This is a genomic window from Pseudomonas sp. 2FG, assembly GCF_005502935.1.
In the GTDB taxonomy this organism is placed as follows: Bacteria; Pseudomonadota; Gammaproteobacteria; order Pseudomonadales; family Pseudomonadaceae; genus Aquipseudomonas.
Genome location: NZ_SCMP01000005.1, coordinates 83,715 through 103,356, shown reverse-complemented (window position 1 = coordinate 103,356; position 19,642 = coordinate 83,715). Strand labels below are relative to the sequence as shown.

The 19,642-nt window shown below is 62.5% G+C and carries 21 protein-coding genes, 1 tRNA gene and 1 riboswitch; of the genes, 5 read left to right on the top strand and 17 right to left on the bottom strand.

Translation table 11 applies throughout. From position 1 onward, the window contains the following. Positions 1-39: 39 nt before the first annotated feature. The 9 genes from cobO to FFS13_RS07045 all read right to left on the bottom strand — a co-directional run bounded on the left by cobO (position 40) and on the right by FFS13_RS07045 (position 7,053). The gene (gene cobO, locus FFS13_RS07085) at positions 40-651 is read right to left on the bottom strand and encodes a cob(I)yrinic acid a,c-diamide adenosyltransferase (protein WP_137818392.1); all 612 of its coding nucleotides are present in this window, start codon (positions 649-651) and stop codon (positions 40-42) included. A gap of 289 nt (positions 652-940) precedes the next feature. Next, positions 941-1,197, bottom strand: a riboswitch (cobalamin riboswitch). A 276-nt stretch (positions 1,198-1,473) separates the two neighbouring features. Next, positions 1,474-1,549: transfer RNA gene (locus tag FFS13_RS07080), tRNA-Ala, on the bottom strand. A 129-nt stretch (positions 1,550-1,678) separates the two neighbouring features. Then, positions 1,679-2,341: an O-methyltransferase gene (locus FFS13_RS07075; protein ID WP_137818391.1), complete on the bottom strand. Its 663-nt coding sequence runs from the start codon at positions 2,339-2,341 to the stop codon at positions 1,679-1,681. A gap of 46 nt (positions 2,342-2,387) precedes the next feature. Further along, positions 2,388-2,900 (bottom strand): C40 family peptidase, encoded by a 513-nt coding sequence (locus FFS13_RS07070; protein ID WP_137818390.1) that lies wholly within the window; start codon positions 2,898-2,900, stop codon positions 2,388-2,390. 95 nt (positions 2,901-2,995) lie between these two features. Then, positions 2,996-3,586, bottom strand: coding sequence for a C40 family peptidase (locus tag FFS13_RS07065; protein WP_137818389.1), 591 nt, complete (start codon positions 3,584-3,586; stop codon positions 2,996-2,998). Positions 3,587-3,650: 64 nt separating this feature from the next. After that, positions 3,651-4,418 carry an NAD-dependent deacylase gene (locus tag FFS13_RS07060; protein WP_137818388.1) on the bottom strand — a complete coding sequence of 256 codons (768 nt, stop codon included), beginning with the start codon at positions 4,416-4,418 and terminating at the stop codon, positions 3,651-3,653. A 49-nt stretch (positions 4,419-4,467) separates the two neighbouring features. Then, on the bottom strand, positions 4,468-5,139 hold the full coding sequence (locus FFS13_RS07055; protein WP_137818387.1) for a DNA-3-methyladenine glycosylase I: 672 nt from the start codon (positions 5,137-5,139) through the stop codon (positions 4,468-4,470). A 30-nt stretch (positions 5,140-5,169) separates the two neighbouring features. Beyond that, a complete protein-coding gene (ttcA, locus tag FFS13_RS07050; protein WP_137818386.1) occupies positions 5,170-5,994 on the bottom strand; it encodes a tRNA 2-thiocytidine(32) synthetase TtcA in 825 nt (274 codons plus the stop codon). 249 nt (positions 5,995-6,243) lie between these two features. After that, positions 6,244-7,053, bottom strand: a complete 810-nt coding sequence (locus tag FFS13_RS07045) for a DUF547 domain-containing protein (RefSeq protein ID WP_218568603.1) — start codon at positions 7,051-7,053, stop codon at positions 6,244-6,246. A gap of 91 nt (positions 7,054-7,144) precedes the next feature. Between FFS13_RS07045 and FFS13_RS07040 the strand changes: the two genes are divergently transcribed. The 3 genes from FFS13_RS07040 (at position 7,145) to FFS13_RS07030 (ending at position 9,111) form a co-directional block, all read left to right on the top strand. Next, positions 7,145-7,741 carry a DNA-J related domain-containing protein gene (locus FFS13_RS07040; protein ID WP_137818385.1) on the top strand — a complete coding sequence of 199 codons (597 nt, stop codon included), beginning with the start codon at positions 7,145-7,147 and terminating at the stop codon, positions 7,739-7,741. Positions 7,742-7,908: 167 nt separating this feature from the next. Continuing rightward, positions 7,909-8,508: a Yip1 family protein gene (locus FFS13_RS07035; protein WP_137818384.1), complete on the top strand. Its 600-nt coding sequence runs from the start codon at positions 7,909-7,911 to the stop codon at positions 8,506-8,508. A gap of 108 nt (positions 8,509-8,616) precedes the next feature. Continuing rightward, entirely contained in the window at positions 8,617-9,111 is a 495-nt protein-coding gene (locus FFS13_RS07030) for a SprT family zinc-dependent metalloprotease (RefSeq protein WP_137818383.1), read from the top strand. Positions 9,112-9,157: 46 nt separating this feature from the next. Here the strand turns inward: FFS13_RS07030 and FFS13_RS07025 are convergent, their stop codons facing one another. The 4 genes from FFS13_RS07025 to FFS13_RS07010 form a co-directional block, all read right to left on the bottom strand. Beyond that, complete coding sequence (locus tag FFS13_RS07025) at positions 9,158-10,339, bottom strand: CaiB/BaiF CoA-transferase family protein (RefSeq protein WP_137818382.1); 1,182 nt, start codon at positions 10,337-10,339, stop codon at positions 9,158-9,160. A 210-nt stretch (positions 10,340-10,549) separates the two neighbouring features. Continuing rightward, entirely contained in the window at positions 10,550-11,380 is an 831-nt protein-coding gene (locus FFS13_RS07020) for an amidohydrolase family protein (protein ID WP_137818381.1), read from the bottom strand. Between the two features lie 87 nt (positions 11,381-11,467). Then, the gene (locus FFS13_RS07015; RefSeq protein WP_137818380.1) at positions 11,468-12,607 is read right to left on the bottom strand and encodes an acyl-CoA dehydrogenase family protein; all 1,140 of its coding nucleotides are present in this window, start codon (positions 12,605-12,607) and stop codon (positions 11,468-11,470) included. Between the two features lie 205 nt (positions 12,608-12,812). Continuing rightward, on the bottom strand, positions 12,813-14,105 hold the full coding sequence (locus FFS13_RS07010; protein WP_137818379.1) for a dicarboxylate/amino acid:cation symporter: 1,293 nt from the start codon (positions 14,103-14,105) through the stop codon (positions 12,813-12,815). A gap of 359 nt (positions 14,106-14,464) precedes the next feature. Here FFS13_RS07010 and FFS13_RS07005 point away from each other — a divergent pair, with 359 nt between their 5' ends. Next, complete coding sequence (locus FFS13_RS07005; protein WP_137818378.1) at positions 14,465-15,463, top strand: AraC family transcriptional regulator; 999 nt, start codon at positions 14,465-14,467, stop codon at positions 15,461-15,463. A gap of 64 nt (positions 15,464-15,527) precedes the next feature. Here the strand turns inward: FFS13_RS07005 and FFS13_RS07000 are convergent, their stop codons facing one another. From FFS13_RS07000 to FFS13_RS06990, 3 genes are all read right to left on the bottom strand, one after another. After that, positions 15,528-16,847 (bottom strand): ATP-binding protein, encoded by a 1,320-nt coding sequence (locus FFS13_RS07000; protein WP_137818528.1) that lies wholly within the window; start codon positions 16,845-16,847, stop codon positions 15,528-15,530. Between the two features lie 23 nt (positions 16,848-16,870). Further along, positions 16,871-17,548, bottom strand: a complete 678-nt coding sequence (locus FFS13_RS06995) for a response regulator (protein WP_137818377.1) — start codon at positions 17,546-17,548, stop codon at positions 16,871-16,873. A 61-nt stretch (positions 17,549-17,609) separates the two neighbouring features. Continuing rightward, entirely contained in the window at positions 17,610-18,203 is a 594-nt protein-coding gene (locus tag FFS13_RS06990; protein WP_171006440.1) for an outer membrane beta-barrel protein, read from the bottom strand. Between the two features lie 283 nt (positions 18,204-18,486). On the opposite strand from FFS13_RS06990, the gene FFS13_RS06985 reads away from it, so the two are divergent. Further along, on the top strand, positions 18,487-19,377 hold the full coding sequence (locus FFS13_RS06985; protein WP_137818375.1) for an RluA family pseudouridine synthase: 891 nt from the start codon (positions 18,487-18,489) through the stop codon (positions 19,375-19,377). A gap of 33 nt (positions 19,378-19,410) precedes the next feature. On the opposite strand, the gene FFS13_RS06980 is transcribed toward FFS13_RS06985, so the two are convergent. Then, positions 19,411-19,623 (bottom strand): DUF3820 family protein, encoded by a 213-nt coding sequence (locus tag FFS13_RS06980; RefSeq protein ID WP_137818374.1) that lies wholly within the window; start codon positions 19,621-19,623, stop codon positions 19,411-19,413. Positions 19,624-19,642: the final 19 nt, after the last annotated feature.

Genomic DNA, 19,642 nt, shown 5'->3' with positions numbered 1-19,642 from the left:
CCGCGTTGCGGCGAATCCACCCTACTAAAGCCAGGCGCCTCAAAACTCCACCCCTTTCTGCGCCTTCACGCCGGACTTGAATGCATGCTTGAGCATGCCCATTTCGGTCACGGTATCCGCCGCCTCGATCAAGCCGGGCGGCGCACCACGGCCGGTGGCGACCACGTGTTGCAACAGCGGGCGGCCACCGATATCGGCCAGCACGGTTTCCAGCGCCAGATAGCCGTGCTTGAGCGCGATATTCAGCTCATCCAGCACCACCAGGCCGATCTCGGGGTCATTCAACAACTGCTTGGCAACCGCCCAGGCGGCGACGGCCTTGTCGATATCGCGCTGGCGATCCTGGGTGTCCCAGGTGTAGCCCTCGCCCATCACGTGGTAGCTGACTTCCTCGGGGAAACGGCGGAAGAACCGCTCCTCTCCGGTGCTCGCCGCCCCTTTGATGAACTGCACCACGCCGACCTTCATGCCATGCCCCAGCGCGCGGGCGACCATACCGAAGGCCGAGCTGCTTTTGCCTTTGCCATTGCCGGTGTGCACCAGCAACAGACCGTATTCGTCCTGCGCCTGGGCGATCTTCTCGTCGACCAGGGCCTTCTTGCGCTCCATCCGGGCCTTGTGGCGGGCGTCTCTTGCTGCTGACTCGCTCATCGTTTCACCTCAGAACCTTGCTGCATGTTGAAGGCTGCCAAAACACCGCTGGAAGCGCGAAAAAGGGTATAGAGACAGACTAGTCAGGAAAAAATGCCGCCCGGAATACGGCGGACAAAGTCTCGCCACCGCCGAACCAATAACTGGCACCAGAAAGGACTTGCTCATCGAGACAGGATCTCCGCCACTCTCGCCCACAGGACTCAGGACTCAGGCTGGGTAAAGCTTGCGGAGAACAGCAGACGCACGGGCCACAGCGCAGCCCATACGCCAGACAACGCCCTCCGCGATGCCGTGGACTGCGACAGGCCGGTCTCCGGGCTTACGAGCGGAACACCTTCGAGATGAGGCGTTCGCAAAACCGCACCTTCCCGTGCAGGGCACAGTGGCTAAAAGCGGCTTCTTGACTCGTCTACCGTTGCGGGGGCAGCGCCGGAATAGTTTTGCCTGACTGTTCATCAAGTGAACAACCGCAAGAACGCACCGGCTTCCCTGTTTCACCCCGCCGGCACTAAGCCTGGGGGCACCTGAAGCAAGGCAGGCAGGTTAGAGGGTTGGCGGTGGAGCGTCAACGCGGCACTAAGGGTGAATATGGCCAGCTTGCAGCTGAACTCGGCATAGGTGCCGCCAAGCAGCGCACTTTGCCCGGCCGGTGGTGGCGGCCAAAGGCCTTATCCAGTCTTCAAATGCTCTGGCTAGGTGCCGGTGAAGTGTTGAGCTGGCCCGCTGGGTCTTGCACTTTTCCAATGCTCGCCTTGCAACAGCTAACTCAGACATAGCCAAACGAAAAGGCCGGACCCCATGGGTTCCGGCCTTTCGATTTGGTGGACCGAAGGAGGATCGAACTCCCGACCTCCACGTTGCGAACGTGGCGCTCTCCCAGCTGAGCTATCGGCCCTAAGACGGGCTGAATATAGCTCACCGGCTGCAGACTGGCGCTGGCAGGCGGACGCGGTCAAGCCTGTTCGAGTGAGTCGTTGGAAAAAGCTGTTGGGGCGAACTCATGCGCCCAGGCCCTGCACAGCTGTCAGTGTTTGCGGCAGAGGGTCAGGCCGTCGCCGATGGGCAGCAGCGACAAATCCAGGCGCTGGTCATTTTTCAGGCGCCGATTGAGGGCTTGAATGGCGCGAGTGTCGGCGCTGTCGGGCGCCCGCTCCAGCACCCGGCCACTCCACAAAGTGTTGTCGAACAGGATCAAAGCGCCCGGCCGGGCCAGCACCAGGGCATGCTCCAGGTAAACCGGGTAGTTGGCCTTGTCGGCATCGATAAAGATCAGGTCGAAGGTTTCGCTCTGCCCTTCTCGCTCCAACAGGCCAAGGGTCTCCAGCGCCGGCGCCAGACGCAGGTCGATGCGTTCGTGCACTCCCGCCTGCTGCCAGTAGCGACGGGCGATGGCGTTGTAGTCGCCGGGCAGGTCGCAGCAAATCAGTTGGCCATCTTCCGGCATGGCGCTGGCCATACAGAGGGCGCTGTAGCCGGTGAAGGTGCCGATTTCCAGCAGGCGTTTGGCACCGATTAGCTTGACCAGCAGCGCCATGAACTGCCCCTGTTCCGGGGCGATCTGCCAGCGCGCCATGGGCAAGGCTTGAGTTTCCTCGCGCAGGCACTTGAGCAGCGGCGTTTCACGCAGGGAGACCTCGAGCAGGTAGTTATACAGCGCGTCGTCGAGGTTCAGGGTACGGCCGGTCATGCGGCACTCCTATGTAAATGGGCGTGGGTAGATAGGCGCGTGCAGATCAGGGCGTGCGGGCGAGACGGGCCGGATTGAGCACCCGCTTGGCCTCCAGGTAGCTCTTCTGCCAGTAGGCAGTCGCCAGGCTATCCAAGCGCACGGTGCCGCCACTGGAGGGCGCGTGAACGAAACGCCCTTCCCCGACGTAAATACCCGCGTGGCTGACCTGACCGCCGCCATTGGTGGCGAAGAACAGCAGATCGCCGGTCTGCAACGCGTCACGCCGCACGCTCGGCGCACGCATGCCGATCAGCTCGCGGGTGGAGCGCGGCAAGGCGATGCCGGCTGCATCCCGGTAGACGTAGCCGATCAGGCCGCTGCAATCGAAGCCGCTGTCTGGGGTATTGCCGCCGTAACGGTACGGCGTGCCGACCAGCCCCAAGGCGCGCAACAGCACATCATCGGCGGCGCCACTGTGCTCGGTGGTGAAAACGCGTTCTAGAGGGGCGGTGTTGCTCGCGCAGGCAGTCAGCAGCGCGGCGAGTACGAGTAGGGCGAGGCGGGCCGTGGCGGGCATAAGCGAGGCGGCTCTGATTCTTAGTGCGCTCTACTCTGCCGCGAGGTACGAGCGCGCGCAAGCTTTGCGCTTGCGCGCGCTGAACTCAATGGAGATTAAGGGTGCAGCGGATTGTGGCTAACCGAAGCCAACGCCAAGGCGCGCTTGGCCTCGATGAAGGTACGGCTCCAGTACTTGTCATCCAGGCTGTCCACCCGCACACCGCCGCTGCGGCTGCTGGAAGAATGGATGAACTGATCATCGCCGAGGTAGATGCCGGCGTGGCTGACCCGGCCACGGCCGTTGGTGGCGAAGAACACCAGATCGCCAGGCTCCAGCTCGGTACGCTCCACCAGCGGTGCATCGAGGTTGATCATTTCGCGGGTGGAGCGCGGCAGGCTCATACCGGCTTCTTCTTTGAACAGGTAACCGATAAAGCCGCTGCAATCGAAACCGGAAGACACCGAACTACCGCCGAAACGGTAGCGGGTGCCTACCAGCGACAGGCCGTGAGCCAGGATGCTGTCGGCAAAGGTCGGCAATTCGTAGGGTTTGTCTTGGGCGAAGTCCGGCAGCGGCTCGACAGTTTGCTCATCGGCAATCGGCTGGGGAGCTTCGGCGACCTGCGACTTCGGCGAGTAGCCGGCGCAAGCAACCAGGAAGACTGAGAGTGCGAGGGGCACGAGGGGTGCGAAGCGCTTTAGCATGGGCACGGCCGTGTCGAATTTTATGAAGCCGCGACTATGCCTTCCACAACCCTCACTTGCAAATTTAATTAGCCGGAATGTGACCCAGTAACTCCGGCAACACATCTAAGGCCCTACCCCGTAAATGCACATCCACCAGCCGGCTGAGGTCGCTGTGCATCGGGTTGATTTCGGCGGTGAAGCCGCCTGCCTGGCGGGTGCGCACGACCGGCTCGACTATATAGGGGAAGCTCGCCGTGGTCCCCACCGCCAGCACCACGTCGAAGCCTTTGCGCAGCTCGGCATAGAGCGTGTCGATGGCCAGCTCCGGCAGCAGTTCCTCGAACAGCACCACCGGCGGGCGCAGGATGCCACCGCACTGCGCGCATTTTGGCGGCAGCGGACGCTGTAGATGCTCTGCCAATTCAGCGCTCTCGGCGCCACAGGATTGGCAGAACAGCGGCGCCAGTTCGCCATGAATCTCGATCAGCCGCGCCACCGGACTACCCGCCGCGCGGTGGTAGCCGTCGATATTCTGGGTCAGCACCCAGCAGCCGGATTTGCGCCGTTGCAGTTCGGCGATAGCGTAATGGCCGGCATTCGGCTTGGCCCCCAGACAGGCCTTGCCCAGTTCGGCAAGGTATTTCCAGCACAGGGCAGGATCGCGTTGCAGCATCGGCCCGGACAGCGCCGCCTCGATCGGCAGCCCTTCTTCGGTCATGCCGTTATACAAGCCGCCGAGACCGCGATAGGTCGGCAAGCCGGAGTCCGCGGAAAGCCCCGCACCGCTGATGATCAAAATGCGTTCGGCGCGCTGAAGAGCCTGAGCGACTCGCTGAATTGCAGCATCCATCGGGGCCTCCTCCATTTCATCCGGCAAGGGCGAATACCGAGTCTCGCGGTCAGTGATTAACCGTGTGCGCCAACATCACCGAAAGCTGGCACAAGGGCCGGCCGCTTTCAGCGTGCCACTGATTGAACGCGGCTTGCACGGCGGCAAGCTCCTTCAGGCTGGTCGGGGATTTTTCGATGATCTCCTGCGCCTTCAGCGCCGCGACCATATCGTCGGTCGGAATAAAGGTGTCTTTGCCAACCATGCGCAGCAGGCGTGGCGCCGACAGCCCGCCGAGCTGGCTGCCGTGTTTGGCCAGGTACTTCCACAGGCCGACGATATCGGTCACCGGCCAATCGGCGATCAGCGCGCCGAAACTACCCTGCTGCTTCGCCACATCGAGGACAAACTGCGCGTTACGCGGCACGCTTTTCAGCTTGCCCAGGTGACGGATCAGCCGCGCGTCCTGCATCAGCCGCTCCAGGTGCTCGCCGCCCATCAGCACGACTTTCTCGGGAGCGAAGCCGAAGAAAACCTCCTCGAAGGCCGGCCACTTGGCATCCACCAAGCTGTGTTTGAGGCCGGCGCGAAAGACCCGCAGGGCGATCAACGACAGGTAACGGTCATCAGCGATCTGGCGCAACTCGGCCGCCGACTTGGGGGTCGGCAGCCTGGCTTCCAACGCCGCCTTGGAGCCAAAGCGGTTGAGGCAAAACTCATTGAGCCATTTGTAGTCGCGCATGGGCTGTCCTGGCAGGGTTAATGCCGAGAATCACAGGTTCATCACATCGACAAAGCGCGGCGTGGCGTTTTCATCGATGCGCAAATTGGTGAAGTCGAACAGGTTACGGTCGGCCAGCTGCGAGGGCATCACATTCTGCAGGGCGCGGAACATGATCTCGGTGCGGCCGGGCGTCTTGCGCTCCCACTCCTGCAGCATTTCCTTGACCACCTTGCGCTGCAGGTTCTCCTGCGAGCCGCAGAGGTTGCAGGGGATGATCGGGAATTCTTTGAGCTCGGAGTAGGCCTCGATGTCCTTCTCACTGCAGTAGGCCAACGGCCGAATCACCACGTTGCGCCCGTCGTCGGCACGCAGTTTCGGCGGCATGGCCTTGAGCGTGCCGCCGTAGAACATGTTGAGGAAGAAGGTCTCGAGAATGTCGTCGCGGTGGTGGCCGAGCGCCATTTTGGTCGCACCGATTTCATCGGCAAAGGTATAGAGGGTGCCACGGCGCAGACGGGAACAGAGCGAGCAGGTGGTTTTGCCTTCCGGAATTTTTTCCATCACCACCGAATAGGTGTCTTTTTCGACTATGTGATAGTCGACGCCGATGGCCTTGAGGTACTCGGGCAACACGTGCTCGGGGAAGCCCGGCTGCTTCTGATCCATATTGACCGCGACGATCTCGAACTTGATCGGCGCGACCTTCTGCAGATGCAGCAAGACGTCGAGCATGGTGTAGCTGTCCTTGCCGCCGGACAGGCAGACCATGACCTTGTCGCCATCTTCGATCATGTTGAAGTCGGTAACGGCCTCGCCAGCCAGGCGGCGCAAGCGTTTCTGCAGTTTGCTTTGATTAACCGAAAGAGTGCCCATGGTGCGCTGGAGTCCGGGGATTTACGAAAAGGGGGTGGCGAACCAGGCCGTGTGAAAACGTAGCGAGCGAAGGGTAGACAAGGCAAAAACAGGCGAAAAAGCGCAATTTACGCGTTGTAAATGAGCATTTTGAGCCTGCTTTTAACGCCGTATAACCGAGCGCAGTAGTTTTCACACAGCCTGGAACACCGGTTATTTTACGCAGAAAGCGCCAATAGCCCTACCCCACTCGTCTTCAGGGCTGCGTCTTCAGGGTTGATTGAGATTCCAGTCATAGCGATAGCGGGGTTTGCCGGTAAAGGCTTGCAACTGCTGCGCCAGGGCCGGGTTGGCGTAATGGATGAGGTGCGCGCGCAACCCCTCCTCGCCACCGAAGTCCTGCGGATACCAGTCATAAATCCTCGACAGCACCCATTTGCCGTCCTCAAAAGCCACCCCCCGCGGGTGGTTGATATAGGCCCGCGCACCCGCCTCCAGCAGGCGCTCGCTGTTCTGCGCGCTATAGGTCTCGGCCGCCAGATTGGGACAGCCGAGGCTGGCGCAATTGAGTGCGTAGTGCAGACGCGGGTCGCGCCAGAGCGGACGAAGAATGCGATGTTCGATGTCGTTGAGACTGAGCTTATAGCCGGCGACCTCGGTGACGGCCTTATCCCAGGGGCCGAACTGATACCAGGCGCCGAGACTGGTAATCGAATCCACCGGATAATTCTTGAGCACCTGCTGCACGATCAGCGCGTTGTACAGATTGAGCCAATAAGCCAACTGCTCGGCACGGGTAAATTGCCGCGGATCGAGGGCGCTCAGTTGCTCGACGTACACATCCAGCAGGCGGCGATGGCGGCGATCCACATGGGCGTAGTCGAAACGTGCAATGCCACTCGGATGCTGGCTGTTCAGGTAGCGCGTCAGCAGTTCCTGCCAGGCGCTGTGGTCGATATGCGCGGCGCGGCTTTCGTTGCTGACATCCCACACCGCCCAGCGCTCGGCCGCCGGTGCAGCGCTCACAGAACCCGCGAGCAGGATCAGGAAAATAGCGGTCAGCTGGCGCAACAGGCGCATAAACATCCTCCGGCTTATGCAGGTGGGACAAGGCGGCACTCCAGTGAGTTCCGCCCACAAACCCGCGCGGCCGCTGTGCTAGGCTCGGTCGATGAACTCCGAACTGAATCCCGCCCTCGACCTTGCCGAACAGTTGCTCGAACTGCTGCGCGAGGCACCCGACGGCTGCAGCGAATATTGGCTGATCCAACGGCTCAAGGCGCGCCACTCGACACATATCCCGCACCTGGCCTTGACCGACAAACTGGTGCTGTTTCGCACCCACTTTCTGCTGTTCAACGCGCTCTACCAACTGCGCGAACGACTCTGGAGTGAGCGAACCGCACACCTGGTGATCAACCCACTGTGCGTGCAATTACTACCCTATCAGGCGGGTGACCTGGCACTCAGCGAACAGGATCCGCTGCGTGACTACTATCTGGATCTGCAACACCTGCGAGAAACCAGTGAAGACGACGTGGAGAAGTTGCTGACCAGCTTCTGGAAGCGCATGCAGGGTGGGGACGAAAAACGCGCAGCCTTGGAGTTGTTCGAGCTGGAAGAATCGAACGAGCCGCTCAACCTCGGCATTATCAAGCGCCGCTACCGACAACTGGTGAGCCAGCATCACCCGGATCGCGGCGGCAGCACGACGCGCCTGCAGTCGATCAACCTGGCGTTGGAAATACTAGAGCGCTATTACAGCTGACATTTAGAGACGAATTTGCTCTAAATCCACGTCCTCCGCGGCCTCCAGGCCCGACCTATACTGCGACATACGGTCGCATAGGTTCGGCCCTGCACCCGGTGGCGCTACTCACGCGCGCCGGGCGCTACGCTGGGGGGCGGCCGCTATAACAAGAGGAGGTGTTTGGCATGATCCATCACGTTTGGGGGCTCTTCACGCATCCCGATCAAGAGTGGCAAGAGATTCGTGGCGAGGAGGAAAGCATCAGCCACATGTATCTCACCCACGTCCTGATTCTCGCGGCTATTCCGGCTATTTCGGCTTATATCGGTACCACCCAGGTGGGCTGGACAGTCGGCGGCGGCGCACCCGTCATGCTGACCGAAGGCAGTGCGTTGTGGATGACGCTCATGACCTACGTGGCCATGCTCGCCGGCGTCGCGGTCATGGGGGCTTTTATCAACTGGATGGCCCGTACTTACGACGCCAGCCCGAGCATGGCGCAATGTGTCGTGTTCGCCGCATACACCGCCACGCCACTGTTTATCGGCGGGCTTGCGGGGCTCTATCCGAACCTCTGGCTGGCGATGTTCGTCGGCACGGCGGCGGTCTGTTACACGGCCTATCTGCTCTACGTGGGCATCCCGGCCTTTATGAACATCCCCAAGGACGAAGGCTTCATGTTCTCCAGCTCGGTGCTGGCGGTCGGCCTGGTGGTGCTGGTGGCGATGATTGCGATGTCGGTGATTTTTTGGGGGCTCGGCGTCGGACCTGTCTACACCAGTTGAGAATCTTCCATTAAGCAACCCCGAAACCGCCGTTTGGCGGTTTCGTCGTTTTAGGGCTGCTGGTCGCGACGCGCTTGGGCATAATTCCGCCTGCATTTGGAGGACTCGATGCCCGAACAGCTCAATGCTCGTGTCGAGGCTTGCTACCAGCAGGCCGAAGCTTTTTTCAACCGCCGCTTTACCCGCCCCGTGGTCAGCCTCAAGTTACGTGGGCAAAAAGCCGGGGTGGCGCACCTGGACGAAAACCTGCTGCGCTTCAACCCGCAGCTGTACCGCGAAAACAGCGAAGACTTCCTCAAGCAAACCGTGGCCCACGAAGTCGCGCATATGATCGCTCGCGAGATGTTCGGCTCACGCATCCAGCCCCATGGCGAGGAGTGGCAATTGATCATGCGCGGGGTCTACGAACTGCCGCCCAATCGCTGCCACACCTACGCCATCAAACGCCGCACCGCGACTCGCTACCTCTACAACTGCCAGTGCCCGGATCACGACTTCCCCTTCTCCGCGCAACGGCATGCACTGGTCAGCAAGGGCCGCCGCTATTTCTGCCGGCGTTGCCGGGCGACCCTGGTATTTAGCGGGCAGCAGCGCCAGGAATAAGCGTTCGCCTGGTGTATCTGGCGTACTGCCTTCGGCGAGTAGCGCCCTACCCGATCACCTTCGCCGCCTTCAGCTCGGCGATCCGCTCGGCGGTATAACCCAGGCCACGCAGCACTTCTTCGGTATGCGCGCCTAGCGGCGAGCCGATATGCCGTGGTGCCGGCAGGCCGCCCGAGAACTTGATCGGACAGGCGATCTGCCTTTGCGGCGGATTACCGCCACGCGGCACTTCGGTGACCAGGTCGCGGGCTTTCAACTGCGGGTGTTCGAGCGCTTCGGCCAGGCTCAGCATCGGTTCGACGCAGGCATCCAGAGCCGCGAAACGCTCGCTCCACTCGGCAAAGTCACGCTTCTCGAATTCAAGCTGGATCTCACGCTTGAGCGCGCGCTGCTCTTCGGGCTTCGACGACAAACCAAGCGCCGCCAGTTCCGGGCGGCCAAGGCCTGCGCAGAACTGCTGCATGAACTGCGGCTCCAGGCTGCCGACCGAGAACCAGCGAGCATCGCGGGTGCGGTAGTAGTCGTAGAAGCTGCCGCCGTTCAGTGCCTGGTTCTCCATCTTCGGCTCCTCGCCGCAGGCCAGGTAGCCGGCGCCGGCCATCGCATGCAGACTGAAGACGCAGTCGGTCATGCTGACATCGACATACTGACCCTCACCGGTCTGCTGGCGCTGGATGACCGCCGCCAGCAGGCCCATCACGCCGTGGAAGGAACCACCGGCAATGTCCGCCGCCTGAACACCCAAGGGCAACGGCCCGGTTTCGCGGCGCCCAGTCTGATCGGCGATGCCGGACAAGGCCAGGTAGTTGATGTCATGCCCGGCGCGATCCTTGTAGGGGCCGGTCTGGCCGTAGCCGGTGATCGACACATAGATCAGCTTCGGATTGATGGCTTTCAGCGCCGCATAACCCACCCCGAGCTTATCCATCACCCCCGGACGGAACTGTTCGAGAACGATGTCGTAGTCGCCCAGCAACTGCTTGACCACCTCGACCGCTTCCGGCCGTTTCAGATCGAGGGCAATGCTGCGTTTGTTGCGGTTGAGGTAGGCATGGCTGGCCGAGATTCCGCCATCATGGGGCGGCAGTACGCGGAGCAAATCCATCCGCGTCGGCGACTCGACGCGCAGCACCTCGGCGCCCATGTCGGCCAGCAGCAACGAGGCGAATGGCCCCGGCAGCAGGGTGGAGAAATCGAGAATCTTCAGTGAGGACAACGGGCCTTTCATGGCGGCTCCTGAGCAAAATAGCGGGGTCTCCTCCGGCACCTCTTGGTGCCAGTTCTGGCTTTGCTGGGTTTCGCCAAAATCGGCCCTACCCAGCCTACGGTTGCTCCCCATGTAATGGCCGGTCACCCGACAACCCGGCATTCCCGCGCAGGCGGGAATCCAATAAACAGCAGAGCGGATGCTGGGTTATGGCCTTCGGCCTAACCCAGCCTACAGCTTAAACACCCGGCGGGCGTTGCCGTGGAGGAACTTGCCCTCCGCCTCCGCAGACAGCCCCAGGTCCTTGATTTGCGCCATGCAGCGCGCGTGGGAAAGCTGCGGGAAGTTAGTGCCGAACAGCACCTTGTCCTGCCCGTAGCTCTGCATAAATTGCAGCAGCTGTGGCGGGTAATAGCGCGGCAAATAGGCCGAGGTGTCGATATAGAGGTTGTCGTGCTTCCAGGCCAGGCCGATCATCTCGTCGGTCCAGGGATGGCCGATATGCCCGGCGACGATGCGCAACTCGGGGAAGTCCAGCGCCACCTCGTCCAGATAGGGCACCGGTCGCCCGGTCTCGGACGGCATCAGCGGGCCGGTATGGCCGACCTGGGTGCAGAACGGGATGTCCAGCTCGATGCACTTCACATACAGCGGATAGTAGAGCCGGTGATTCGGCGCCAGCTTCCACAGCCAGGGCACGATGCGCAGGGCCTTGCAGCCCAGCTCGGTGACTGCCCGCTCCAGCTCGCGCACCGCCGCCACGGGCTTGCTCAGATCGACCGTGGCAACGCCGACGAAGCGCTCCGGGAAGGCGCGCGTGTACTCGGCGACCTCGTCGTTCGTGCAGACCCAGCGCTCCGGTCGGCACCAGGCGGCGAGCAGCAGTTTGTCGACGCCGGCCTTGTCCATCTCGGCGACGGTTTGCTCCGGGCTCAGGCTGTGATCGAGCAAATGCGCGGAACCGGACTTCTCGAACAGCCGGGCGACTTCCGGCATCAGTTCGCGGGTTCGGCCCGTGGCCGGCTGGGCCCAGGCGTCGATGGCGCCGCTGGTGATGGTCATGGTTATCTCCTGCGTCGGGTGGGCCTTGGCCCACCGTGCAAATCCCGCTGGTGGGCCAAGGCCCACCCTACGTCAGTCCGGATGCGCTCAGAGCTTCATCCCGCGGCTGATGATCTCTTTCATGATTTCCGAGGTGCCGGCGAAGATCCGCTGAATCCGCGCATTCGCGTACATCTTGCAGATCGGATATTCCCACATGTAGCCCCAGCCACCGTGCAGTTGTACGCCTTCGTCGACGACTCTGCCGAGCAGTTCGGTGGTGAACAGCTTGGCCTCGGCGGCGACTTCCGGAGTGAGCTTCTTCTGGTTGTGGTCCATTACGCAGCGGTCGACGAAGACTTGCGCCACATCGACCTGAGTGCGCATTTCCGCCAGCTTGAAACGGGTGTTCTGGAAGTGCGAAAGCGGCCGATCGAAGGCTTTGCGCTCCTTCACATAGTCGATGGTCACTTGCAGCGCCGCTTCAGCGCCGCCGACCGCGCCACAGGCGTTGGTCAGGCGCTCCTGGGCGAGCATGTTCATCAGGTAGAAGAAACCGGCCTTGGCATCACCGAGCAGGTTGGCCTTCGGCACCTTGACGCTGTTGAAGAACAGTTCGGCGGTGTCCTGGCTCTGCATGCCGAGCTTCTTCAGGTTGCGCCCGCGCTCGAAGCCTTCCATCCCGCGCTCGACCAGAAACAGGCCCATGGCGTGCTTGTTCGCCGGGTCGGTCTTGGCCGCGACTATCACCACGTCGGCCAACAGGCCGTTGGAGATAAACACCTTGGAGCCGTTCAGCTCGTAGTGATCGCCCTTGTCGACTGCCGTGGTCCGCATCCCGGCCAGGTCGGAACCGGCGCCCGGCTCGGTCATCGCCACCGCGAGGATGGATTCGCCGCGGATGATCGCCGGCAGGAAACGGGCTTTTTGCTCGGCATTGCCGTACTCGGCGATATAGGGACCGCAGAGCGCCGAGTGCAGCGGCAACATGAAGCCGGCCTCGTTAACATTGGCCAGCTCCTCGGCCATGATCTGCTCGTAACGGAAATCCTTCAGCCCGCTGCCGCCGTATTCCTCATCGGCCCAGGGCAGCAAAAAACCCATCGCGCCGGCCTTCAGCCAAACCTCGCGACTCACCACCCCGGCCTCTTCCCAGGCCTCCTGGTGCGGCACCACTTCCTTCTGCAGAAAGGCGCGGAAGGACTCGCGGAACATGGCGTGCTCGGTGTCGAAATGAAGGCGCTGCATGACGGAACTCTCTGCTGAAGTCGTCCCGCAGGGTAGGCGCCACCGCCACAACCGCTCAATGACCCAAGCGCTCAGGCTCGATTGACCCATTCGCTCAGCCGCCGGCGCTCTTGTAGCCTGGGCACATCTCGCGCACAAAAAAAAGGCCCGTCACGAGACGGGCCCAAAGCCCGCTCCCGGGTAGGAGCGGGCGTAGCTGTCAGTTTTAAGCCAAGTCGCGGGCCGCCACTACCGGCTGCGAACCGCCGCTGGCCAGCTCGCTTTGCAGGGTGTCTTCGTCCAGCTGCTTGCACCACTTGGCGACCACCACGGTGGCCACACCGTTGCCGATCAGGTTGGTCAGCGCACGGGCCTCGGACATGAAGCGGTCGATGCCGAGGATCAGCGCCAGACCGGCCACCGGCAGAGTGCCGACGGCGGAGAGGGTCGCGGCCAGCACGATAAAGCCGCTACCGGTGATGCCGGCGGCACCCTTGGAGGCGATCAGCAGCACCGCCAGCAGGGTCAACTGATCGACCAGGCCCATCGGCGTGTCGGTGGCCTGGGCGATAAAGACCGCGGCCATGGTCAGGTAGATCGAGGTGCCGTCGAGGTTGAAGGAGTAGCCGGTGGGGATCACCAGGCCGACCACCGATTTGTCGCAGCCGAGCTTCTCCAGCTTGGTCAGCATACGCGGCAGGGCGGACTCGGACGACGAGGTACCGAGCACGATCAGCAGTTCCTCGCGGATGTACTTGATAAAGCGCAGGACGCTGAAGCCGTGAGCGCGGGCGATGCCACCGAGCACCACCAAGATGAAGAACACGCAGGTGATGTAGAAGCAGGCCATCAGCTGGCCGAGCTGCACCAGCGAGCCGACGCCGTATTTGCCGATGGTGAAGGCCATGGCGCCGAAGGCACCGATGGGCGCGACCTTCATGATTATGTTGATGATGTTGAACATCACCTGGGAGATGCGCTCGATAAACTCCAACACCGGCCTGCCGTAGTCACCCATGCGGTGCAGGGCGTAGCCGAACATCACGGAGAAGAACAGCACCTGGAGGATCTCGCCGGCGGCGAAGGCGCCGACCACGGTGCTCGGAATCACGTTGAGCAGGAAGGCGATGGTGCTCTGCTGTGCGCCGACTTCAACAAAGGAGGCGATGCCGCTGGCGTTCAGGGTGCTGACGTCGACGTGCATGCCGGCACCCGGCTGCACCAGGTTGACCACGACCAGGCCGATCACCAGGGCGATGGTGCTCACGACCTCGAAGTACAACAGCGCCAGGCCGCCGGTCTTGCCCACGGCCTTCATGCTCTGCATGCCGGCGATGCCGCTGACCACGGTACAGAAGATGATGGGGGCTATGGCCATCTTGATCAGCTTGACGAAGCCGTCGCCGAGCGGCTTCATCGCCGCGCCGGTCTCCGGATAGAAATGCCCGAGAACGATACCGATGGCGATGGCCACCAGCACCTGAACATAGAGGCTCTTGTACAGCGGTTTGCGGGTCATGGCAGGTTCCTCGTGGGCAGCGGTGCCGCATCATTCCTCGATGCGCGCGCTGCCAAAGCGCTAACCCTCCTGCACTGGAGGGATTTGTTGTTTGCCTGCCGACTACACAGGTCTACAGCGCCTATCGCAAAGGCCATGCCAGCCTTATAAATTCAGATAAAACCCTTTAAATACATACACTTGACTTAAATAATCGCTCTCGAAAGCAGATCAACTTGGCGGATTCCCGCCCATTGCCTGGCGGATATCCCCCCGCCTTTCGCGCACCGATGGCCTCCACGCGCCTCAGCCGCATGGGCGCTTGTCCCCACCGCACGGCATGCTTACCATCGGCCAGCCTTTTTCCATGAGCCTGTCCCATGCGCGAGCGCACCATTGCCAGCCATTTCGTCCGTGCCGCCCTGCGGGGCGCCGAACGCCATGGTCGGGATTGTTCGTCTATCTTGCGGCAGCTGAACATCCAGCCGGCCCTGCTGGAGGAGCCGCGCGCGCGCATCGCTCCAGAACAGTTCGCCCGTTTGCTGCAGCTGCTTTGGGAGACGCTGGACGACGAGTACATGGGCTTTGGCAGCGCGCCAAGCAAGCGCGGCACCTTCGCCATGATGTGCCACGCGCTCATCCATTGCCGCACGCTGGACAAGGCCCTGAGCCGCGGCACCCTGTTCTACAGCCTGTTTCAGGGCGCACCGCGTATCAGTCTGAGCCGCGACGGCGAATGGGCACGGCTGACAGTGGACGACTCGACCCTGTGGGACCCGGATCACTTCCTGGTGGAGAGCCTGTTGGTGATCTGGCACCGCCTCGCCAGCTGGCTGATCGGCCAGCGTATCCGCCTGGAGGAGGCCAGCTTCGCCTACCCCGAACCCGAGCACAGTGCCGAGTACGACCTGCTCTTCCCCAACCCCCGGCGCTTCGCCGCTGACAGCACCAGCCTGCTGTTTCAGGCTCGCTACCTGAGCATGCCGCTGCTCCAGGACGAGCGCACCCTCAAACACTTTCTCGAACACTCGCCCGCCGATCTGCTCGCCCGCCCGGACGGCGGCGACAGCCTGATCAGCCAGATCCGCCGCCTGCTCGGGCGTGACTGCAGCAGTTGGCCGGATCTGGAGGCAGTCGCCAAACAGCTGCACCTGAGCCCGCAAACCCTGCGTCGGCATCTGCGCGAGGAAGGTTCGAGCTTTCAGGAACTGAAGGATCACCTGCGCCGCGACCTGGCGATCTACCACCTGGGGCGCGACAATCTGCCAATTCAGGAGATTGCCGAACAGCTCGGCTTCTCCGAGCCCTCGGCCTTTCACCGGGCGTTCAAGAAGTGGACCGGGCTGACACCTGGCGCCTACCGCGCGCAGGAGAACTGAGGCACTGTTGCGCAGAGGCGAACTCATTGTGGAAAAGCGCCTACATAAAGCCGCTCAGCTCAGCTCAGCTCAGCTGAAAGCGAATGCGAAAGGCCGCGCCACCGAGCCCCGAATCGTCCAGGCTCAACTCGCCGTCATAGCTCTCGATGATGTCCTTGACCACCGCCAAGCCAATGCCCTGCCCCGGATTCTGCGTATCCAGCCGCTCACCCCGCTGGAGGATGCGCGCGTGCTGGTCGGCCGGCACGCCGGGGCCATCGTCTTCCACCCAGAGTTCGCAATAACCCTCGGCCCGAAATGCGCGGATGCGCACCCGGGTCAGGCACAGGCGGTAGGCATTTTCCAGCAGATTGCCGAGCAGTTCGAACAACGCGCCCTGCTCCACCGGCACCGCCAGCTGCGGATCGATCTGCCGCTCCAACTGCACGCGCTTGTCGCGGTAGACCTTGCCCAACGCGTCACACAGCGGCTCAAGCACCGGCGCCAAGCGCACCGAGTGGCGCACCAGCCCACTGCGGCGCAGGGTGGCGCGTTGCAGTTGGTAGTCGATCTGCTGGCTCATGCACTCGATCTGGCTTTGCAGCACCTGCACCTGATCACGGTTCTGCGCACGCGTGGCCATCACCTCGCCAATACCTTGCAGCACCGCCAGCGGCGTCTTCAGGCTATGCGCCAGATCGCCGAGGGAGTCGCGGTAACGCTCGCGCTGACGCCGCTCGCCGGCGAGCAGGCGGTTGAGCGAATCGGTCAGGCGCAATAGCTCGCGCGGGTGTTGCCCACTCAAACTATCGCGCGCCCCACTCTCGACCTGATCCAGCTCCGCACTCAGCCCGCGCAACGAGCGAAAGCCCCAGGTCAAGCCGCCCCAGAGCAGACCCAAGAGCAGCAACAGAGCGCCGCCCAACCACAGATAGAGCTGCCGGCGAAAGCCTCCGAGCATGCTCTGAAACTCGCTACTGGGTTGCATGGTGACGAAGCTGAAGCCCGCCTCTTCACGCCCCTGCAAGCGCAGTTCGACGTCATAGACGAAATACTCATCGCCTTCGGCATCATGGGTGCGGAGGAACTCGGCAACATCACCGTCAAAACGCGGGCGATAGTCGATGGACTCATCGAGCGCCGAGCGCGAGCTCCAGACCAAGCGGCCTGCACGGTCGTAGATATAGCCCAGCAGCTTGGCGTCCGGCAGGTTGAATTCCTCGTCCGGCAGACGCTCGGGCATCTGTAGCCGACCCTGCTCGAAGCGTGCGGCACCGATCAGGGTGCCCGCGTCCGAAGCCAGGCGCTTCTCGACGAAGCCCTCGAGGGTGAAGCTAAACGCGCCCTGCAACGCCGGCAGCAGCGCCAGCATAAACAGCACCGCCAGGGCTCCGGCGCCGAGCATCAAGCGCAGCCGTAGGGAACCCCTCACCGGCAGCGCTCGGTAAACAGGTAACCCAGCCCGCGCACCGTCTCGATCGGCTTGAAGCCGCACTCGGCCTCCAACTTACGGCGCAGACGGCCGACCAGCACTTCGATGACGTTCGGGTCACGCTCCTCATCGTTCGGGTAGAGCTGCTCCATCAGCCGCTCCTTGGCCACCACCTGCTGATGATGGCGCATCAGGTACTCGAGGATGCGGTATTCGTAGGCGGTCAGCGGCAACGCCTGCGCATTGACCAGCGCCTGTTTACGGTTGAGGTCGAGCAGCAACGGCCCGGCCTCGATAGTCGACTGGGTGAAGCCCGAGGAGCGCCGCAGCAGTGCATTCAGGCGCGCCTCCAGCTCCTCGAACTGAAAGGGCTTAACCACGTAATCGTCGGCCCCGGCAGCCAGGCCTTCGACCTTGTCCTGCCAGTTGCCGCGCGCGGTGAGGATCAGGATCGGAAAGCTCTTGTCCTGGCTGCGCAACTGGCGAATCAGCTCCAGGCCACTCATGCCCGGCAGGCCGAGGTCGATCACGGCCAGATCGTGGTGATACTCCTGGGCCCGATACAGCGCCTCCTCGGCGTCCGGCACCGCGTCCACCACATGGCCACTCTCACCGAGACGGCTAAACAGGTGATGACGCAACAGCGCCTCGTCTTCCACCACCAGCAATTTCATCGGGCGGTTCTCTCCAGTGAGTCAGCCGGGCACTGGGCCCGGCCTCGGTGGTAGCGCATGCTCAGAACTTGTAGTTGGCACCCAGGTAGAGCTGCGAGCTGCTGTGCAGATCCAGGGAGCCCAACTTGCTGCCGCCATGCTCGGCCATCTCGGTGCTGGCATTGGTGCGCAGGTAGCGGTAGCCCGCCTCGAGGGAGGCACTCTTGTTCAGCTCCTGAAGGATACCGGCCTGCAACCCGGCAGCGTAGCCAATATCGCTGTCGCGCTTGAAGCCTCCACTTTCCTGGTCCAGCTTGACCAGGCCCAGGGTGGCGCCGCCGAACAGTTGGGTGTTGTTGTCACCCAGCGACAGGAAGGCATCGTAGCTGCCGAGCAGGTTCTGCTGGCGCAGCTTGGTGCCACGGTCGGTGTCGGAGACATTCTCATAGGTGAGGTAATAGCGGCCCTGCTCGATCTGCTGACCGGCGCGCACGCCCCAGGTGTCACTGCCGTGGATGACCTTGTCCAGCTTCGGGTTGTTCAGGTTGCTGTTAAGGGCACTGGACTTCTGGATGTTGTCGCTGGCCTGGCCCCAGGTGAGACCGACGAAGTTGTCGGCAGCCTGGGCGGTGACGGTGGCCAGAGTCAGGGTGGTGGCAAGCGCGAGACGGTTCATTGTGCGGTTCATGGCTGGTTCCTCAGTAGCTGTTGGGTAGTTGCTGAACACCTAAGCTAGGTTGCCTAGCCCCTACTGAACGCTTGCTGAACCCTCTCTGAACCGCAGCTGAACGAGAACCAGACCGCCCCATAGTCGTCGTGCCATCCTGCGCGCCATTCACTGTATGGCGGTTTAACGCTGTGGAGCTTGCTCACCCTTGACTGAGCTTTAGCCACTGCGCCTCGATGCGTGTTGCGGGTAAAATCAACCGCCCGCCATCCGCCACTGCCCGAGTCTTGCCATGCCCGTTCAGCCCCCTTCCCGCGCCAGCGCTCGCCCGAGCACCCTGCACTTGCCGGCGGGCACCTGGTCGACGGTGCTGGATTGCCTGTGCGCGCACTTCCCGGCGATCGGCCGCGAGACCTGGCTGGAGCGGATGGCGCGGGGCCGCGTGCTGGACATGCAGGGCCTGGCCATCGGCCCAGAGCAGCGCTACCGGCAAGGGTTGCGCATCCACTACTTTCGCGAGGTTGCGGATGAGGTGCCGATCCCCTTCAGCGAAACCGTGCTGTATGCCGACGAACACCTGATAGTCGCGGACAAACCGCACTTCCTGCCGGTCACACCGGCCGGCCAATATGTCGAAGAGACCCTGCTGGCACGGCTCAGCCGGCGATTCGACAACCTCGACCTGGTGCCGCTGCACCGCATCGACCGGCTGACGGCAGGGCTGGTGCTGTTCTCGGCCAACCCACGAACACGCTCGCACTACCAGGGCTTGTTCCGCCAGCGGCAGATCGGCAAGCGCTATGAAGCCATCGCCCCGGCACTGCCCGCAATCGACTTCCCGCAACAGCGCAACACTCGCCTGGTGGCCAGCGAGCCGTTCTTTCTGATGCAGGAGGCGGCGGGCATGCCGAACAGCGAAACCCGGATCGAAGTCTGCGAGCGCAACGGCGAGCTTTGGCGCTACGCCCTGTACCCGATCACCGGGAAAAAGCACCAGTTGCGCCTGCACATGGCCGCACTCGGCGCAGGCATCTGCAACGACCCCTTCTATCCACAGCTGATCAAAGAGGCTGTCGATGATTACGCGCAACCGTTGAAGCTGCTGGCCCAGAGCCTGAGGTTCACCGACCCGCTGAGCGGTGTCGAACGCCACTTCGAGAGCCAGCTCAGCCTGGATTGGTAAGCGCAGATTCTGCAGCGGACGGCGGCCTGGGCTTTAACCCTTGCGTAATGGCGTCAGCAGCGCGGACAAGCCGTTATGGTCGATCTCCTGCATCAGCGCCAACAGCCGACCGATCTCGCCATTGGGAAAGCCTTCGCGGGCAAACCAGTTGAGATAATGCCCAGGCAAATCGGCAATCAGGCGCCCCTTGTATTTGCCGTAGGGCATGGCGCGGGTGACCAGGAGCAGGAGGTCTTCGGGGTTCATGAGTATCCTTGCCTTCGAC

Coding starts and splice junctions, on each gene's coding strand:
- cobO (WP_137818392.1), bottom strand. CDS start 651: ATGAGCGAGTCAGCAGCAAGAGACGCCCGCCACAAGGCCCGGATGGAG.
- FFS13_RS07075 (WP_137818391.1), bottom strand. CDS start 2,341: ATGACCGGCCGTACCCTGAACCTCGACGACGCGCTGTATAACTACCTG.
- FFS13_RS07070 (WP_137818390.1), bottom strand. CDS start 2,900: ATGCCCGCCACGGCCCGCCTCGCCCTACTCGTACTCGCCGCGCTGCTG.
- FFS13_RS07065 (WP_137818389.1), bottom strand. CDS start 3,586: ATGCTAAAGCGCTTCGCACCCCTCGTGCCCCTCGCACTCTCAGTCTTC.
- FFS13_RS07060 (WP_137818388.1), bottom strand. CDS start 4,418: ATGGATGCTGCAATTCAGCGAGTCGCTCAGGCTCTTCAGCGCGCCGAA.
- FFS13_RS07055 (WP_137818387.1), bottom strand. CDS start 5,139: ATGCGCGACTACAAATGGCTCAATGAGTTTTGCCTCAACCGCTTTGGC.
- ttcA (WP_137818386.1), bottom strand. CDS start 5,994: ATGGGCACTCTTTCGGTTAATCAAAGCAAACTGCAGAAACGCTTGCGC.
- FFS13_RS07045 (WP_218568603.1), bottom strand. CDS start 7,053: ATGCGCCTGTTGCGCCAGCTGACCGCTATTTTCCTGATCCTGCTCGCG.
- FFS13_RS07040 (WP_137818385.1), top strand. CDS start 7,145: ATGAACTCCGAACTGAATCCCGCCCTCGACCTTGCCGAACAGTTGCTC.
- FFS13_RS07035 (WP_137818384.1), top strand. CDS start 7,909: ATGATCCATCACGTTTGGGGGCTCTTCACGCATCCCGATCAAGAGTGG.
- FFS13_RS07030 (WP_137818383.1), top strand. CDS start 8,617: ATGCCCGAACAGCTCAATGCTCGTGTCGAGGCTTGCTACCAGCAGGCC.
- FFS13_RS07025 (WP_137818382.1), bottom strand. CDS start 10,339: ATGAAAGGCCCGTTGTCCTCACTGAAGATTCTCGATTTCTCCACCCTG.
- FFS13_RS07020 (WP_137818381.1), bottom strand. CDS start 11,380: ATGACCATCACCAGCGGCGCCATCGACGCCTGGGCCCAGCCGGCCACG.
- FFS13_RS07015 (WP_137818380.1), bottom strand. CDS start 12,607: ATGCAGCGCCTTCATTTCGACACCGAGCACGCCATGTTCCGCGAGTCC.
- FFS13_RS07010 (WP_137818379.1), bottom strand. CDS start 14,105: ATGACCCGCAAACCGCTGTACAAGAGCCTCTATGTTCAGGTGCTGGTG.
- FFS13_RS07005 (WP_137818378.1), top strand. CDS start 14,465: ATGCGCGAGCGCACCATTGCCAGCCATTTCGTCCGTGCCGCCCTGCGG.
- FFS13_RS07000 (WP_137818528.1), bottom strand. CDS start 16,847: ATGCTCGGCGCCGGAGCCCTGGCGGTGCTGTTTATGCTGGCGCTGCTG.
- FFS13_RS06995 (WP_137818377.1), bottom strand. CDS start 17,548: ATGAAATTGCTGGTGGTGGAAGACGAGGCGCTGTTGCGTCATCACCTG.
- FFS13_RS06990 (WP_171006440.1), bottom strand. CDS start 18,203: ATGAACCGTCTCGCGCTTGCCACCACCCTGACTCTGGCCACCGTCACC.
- FFS13_RS06985 (WP_137818375.1), top strand. CDS start 18,487: ATGCCCGTTCAGCCCCCTTCCCGCGCCAGCGCTCGCCCGAGCACCCTG.
- FFS13_RS06980 (WP_137818374.1), bottom strand. CDS start 19,623: ATGAACCCCGAAGACCTCCTGCTCCTGGTCACCCGCGCCATGCCCTAC.